This window comes from Pseudoxanthomonas sp. LjRoot204_2 (assembly GCF_056175765.1).
This window is the reverse complement of record NZ_JBGFFG010000327.1, coordinates 1-3,878: the sequence shown is the minus strand read 5'-3', so window position 1 is coordinate 3,878 and position 3,878 is coordinate 1. Positions and strand designations below refer to the sequence as shown.

General features: G+C 68.3%; 2 protein-coding genes and 1 pseudogene. All 3 read right to left on the bottom strand.

The window, feature by feature from the left end:
- Nucleotides 1–2,554: isoleucine--tRNA ligase (gene ileS / locus AC04L7_RS14020; protein WP_475513233.1), on the bottom strand; the 2,554-nt coding region annotated here is incomplete at its 3' end.
- A complete protein-coding gene (locus AC04L7_RS14015) occupies nt 2,551–3,498 on the bottom strand; it encodes a bifunctional riboflavin kinase/FAD synthetase (protein WP_435999633.1) in 948 nt (315 codons plus the stop codon). The genes ileS and AC04L7_RS14015, both read right to left, overlap by 4 nt.
- 80 nt (nt 3,499–3,578) lie before the next feature.
- Nucleotides 3,579–3,878, bottom strand: a pseudogene (locus tag AC04L7_RS14010) (murein biosynthesis integral membrane protein MurJ); the annotation flags it as partial.

Sequence of the window (3,878 nt, the reverse complement as noted above, 5' to 3'; positions counted from 1 at the left end):
GTGCGGCACCGATCAGGCCGTTGGCGCGCATCGGCTCCAGCACCTTGGCGACCTGTTCGCGCAGCGCCAGCAGCTGGTCGAAGTCGGCGGCGTTCAGGGCGGCGTCGGCCGGCAGCGGCGCCAGGCCGTCGTACCAGGTGGCGAACAGCACGTTGCCGACTCGCTCGCCCGGCAGGTAGCCCCACATCTCGTCGGCGGTGAAGCTCAGCACCGGCGCGATCCAGCGCACGAAGGCCTCGGCGATGCGGTACATCGCGCTCTGGGCGCTGCGGCGACCGCGCGAATCCTCGCGCATGGTGTACAGGCGGTCCTTGGTGACGTCCAGGTACAGCGAGCCGAGGTCGACGCTGCAGAAATTCAGCAGCGCCTGCACGATTTCGGCGAAGTCATAACGGTCGTAGGCGGCCTTGATCTTCTCCTGCACTTCGAACGCGCGGTGCACGATCCAGCGGTCCAGCGCGACCATGTCGGCCGGCGCCAGCAGGTCGCGGGCGGGATCGAAGCCGTTGAGGTTGCTGAGCAGGAAGCGCGCGGTGTTGCGCAGGCGGCGGTAGGCGTCGGCGTTGCGCTTCAGGATTTCCTGCGACAGCGACATCTCGTTGCTGTAGTCGGCGCTGGCGATCCACAGGCGCAGGATGTCGGCGCCAAGGGTCTTCATGATGTCCTGCGGCTCGATGCCGTTGCCCAGCGACTTGGACATCTTGCGGCCGTGCTCGTCCACGGTGAAGCCGTGGGTGAGGCACTGCTTGTACGGCGCCCGCTTGTCGATCGCCACGCCGGTCAGCAGCGAGGACTGGAACCAGCCGCGATGCTGGTCCGAGCCTTCCAGGTAGAGGTCGGCCGGCTTGCCGAGGCCGCGCTCCAGCAGCACGCCTTCGTGGGTCACGCCGGAGTCGAACCAGACATCGAGGATGTCGGTGATCTTGTCGTAGTCCTTCGCTTCGTCGCCGAGCAGCTCGGCCGCGTCCAGCGTGTACCAGACATCGACGCCGCCCTGCTCCACGCGTTCGGCGACCGCGCGCATCAGCTCGACGCTGCGCGGATGCGGCTCGCCGGTTTCGCGATGCACGAACAGCGCGATGGGCACGCCCCAGGTGCGCTGGCGCGAGATGGTCCAGTCGGGACGGCCATCGACCATGCCGGCGATGCGGGCTTCGCCCCATTGCGGGAACCAGCCGACCTGCTTGATCGCTTCCAGCGCGTCGGCGCGCAGATGGGCCTGCTCCATCGAGATGAACCACTGCGGCGTGGCCCGGAACGCGATGGGCGTCTTGTGGCGCCAGCAGTGCGGGTAGCTGTGTTCCAGCTTGCTGAAAGCGAGCAGCACGCCGCTCTGCTTCAGCACGTCGAYGATGACGTCGTTGGCCTTCCAGATGTGCAGGCCGGCCAGCTCCACGCCATGCGCGGCCGGCGTGGACGGCAGGTAGACGCCGCGGCCATCGACCGGATTGAGCTGCGCGGCGGTGTACTTGTCCAGCAGGCCGTACTGCTTGCTGACGACGTAGTCTTCCTGGCCGTGGCCCGGTGCGGTGTGCACGGCGCCGGTACCGTCTTCGGCCGACACGTGGTCGCCCAGCAGCACGGGGATGTCGCGCGTGTCGTAGAACGGATGCGCGAACAGCAGGCCTTCCAGCGCGCTGCCCTTCACTCGCGCGTGCACGACCACGTCGGTAACGCCGTAACGCTGCAGCGCGCGCGTCGCGAGCGCATCGGCCAGCACCAGCCAGCGGCGCTTGCCGTCGTGCGCGGGGCCTTCGACCAGGGCGTATTCCAGTTCGCCGCCGATGGAGATCGCCAGCGACGCGGGCAGCGTCCACGGCGTGGTGGTCCAGATCGGCAGCGCGACCTCGACATCCGCCGGCACCGTGGCGCCGAACGCCGTCGCCACCGCCTGCGCATCGCGCGCGGCGTAGGCGACATCGACGGCGGGCGACACCTTGTCGGCGTACTCGATCTCGGCCTCGGCCAGCGCCGAGCCGCAATCGAAGCACCAGTGCACCGGCTTTACGCCGCGGGTCAGGTGGTCGTTGGCGACGATCTTCGCCAGCGCGCGGATCTCGTTCGCTTCGAAGCGGAAATCGAGCGTCTTGTACGGGTTGTCCCAGTCGCCGATCACGCCCAGGCGCTTGAAATCCTTGCGCTGGATGTCTATCTGCGACTCGGCGTATTCGCGGCACTTCTGCCGGAATTCGACGGCGTCGAGCTTCACGCCCACCTTGCCGAACTTCTTCTCGATGGCGATCTCGATCGGCAGGCCGTGGCAATCCCAGCCGGGGATGTACGGCGCATCGAAGCCGGCGAGGTAGCGCGACTTGACGATGATGTCCTTGAGGATCTTGTTGACCGCATGGCCCAGGTGGATCGCACCGTTGGCGTACGGCGGGCCGTCGTGCAGCACGAACAGCGGGCGGCCCTTGGCGTTCTCGCGCAGCTGCGCGTACAGGCCCTGGCTTTCCCAGCGGGCCAGTGTGTCGGGCTCGCGCTTGGGCAGGTCGCCGCGCATCGGGAAATCCGTGGCGGGCAGGTGGAGAGTCGCTTTGTAGTCCTGGCTCACGCCGTCGCTCGTTCTTTGTGTTCGGAAAGGAGTGCGCGCGCCTGGTCGGCATCGCGGTGCATCTGCTCGGTGAGGCTGGGCAGATCGGGGAATTTCAGTTCGTCGCGCAGCTTGGCGACGAATTCGACTTCGATGTGGCGCCCGTAGAGGTCGCCGGCGAAGTCGAACAGATGGGCTTCCAGCAGCGGCTCGACGCCGTCCACCGTGGGGCGCGTGCCGAAGCTGGAGACCGACGGCCACGGTGCATCGCCCACGCCGTGCACCCAGGTGGCGTAGATGCCGGACAGGGCCGGCGCTTTCGGGAAGCGCAGGTTGGCGGTGGGGAAGCCGAGCGTGCGGCCGAGTTGCTTGCCGCGCACGACCCGGCCGCCGATGGCATAGGGTCGACCGAGCAAGCGGGTGGTGGTAGTGAAGTCGCCGCTTTTCAGGGCTTCGCGAATGCGCGTGCTGGACACGCGTTCGCCCTGCACTTCGACCGGCGCGATCGCGTCGGCGCTGAAGCCCAGCTCACTTCCCATCGCCTGCAGCAGCACGACATCGCCGCCGCGGCGGTGGCCGAAGCGGAATTCCGGACCGATCCAGACTTCGCGGGCGGCCAGCCGGCCGACCAGCAGGGTGCGGACGAAGTCCTCGGCGGACATCGCCGAAAGCCTGGCGTCGAAGCGCAGCAGGCCGACGCGATCCGCACCCAGGCCCAGCAGGCCTTCTACTTTGGCGCGCGCCAGGGTCAGGCGCGGCGGCGGATGGTCCTTGGAGAAGAACTCGCGCGGCAGGGGCTCGAACGTGACGACGACGCACTCGACGCCCAGCGCACGCGCACGCGCCACGGCATGCCGCACCAGCGCGCGGTGGCCCGAGTGCAGGCCATCGAAGGCGCCGATGCAGACCACGCTACCGTGCGGGCACAGAGACCCGCCATCGACGTCACGGAACAGCCTGCTCATGGAATCCTGTCAGGGCGGACGCGCCAGGCGGCGGATCCGGGATGGTGCAAGACATTGAAGTATAGCCGGCCCGCCCGTCCTCAATGCCCACGCAGGTCTCGCGGCCGGATGCCCTGAACGTACAGCAGGCCGGYATACAGGCCGCCGCCGGCGCCGACCATCGCCGCAAGCCGCCAGCCGCGCTCCCACCACGTCCAGGCGGACCAGTCCGTCCACAGCAACCGGAACGCCAGCACCGTGAGCGTCATCGCCAGGGTGGCGATGCCGATCTGGCGCAGGAAACGCCCCCAGCCCGGCTGCCGGCGGTAAACGCCTGCTTTGCGAAGCAACCACGCCAGTTGCAGCGCATTGACCCAGCCGGCGATGGCAATGGCCAGGGC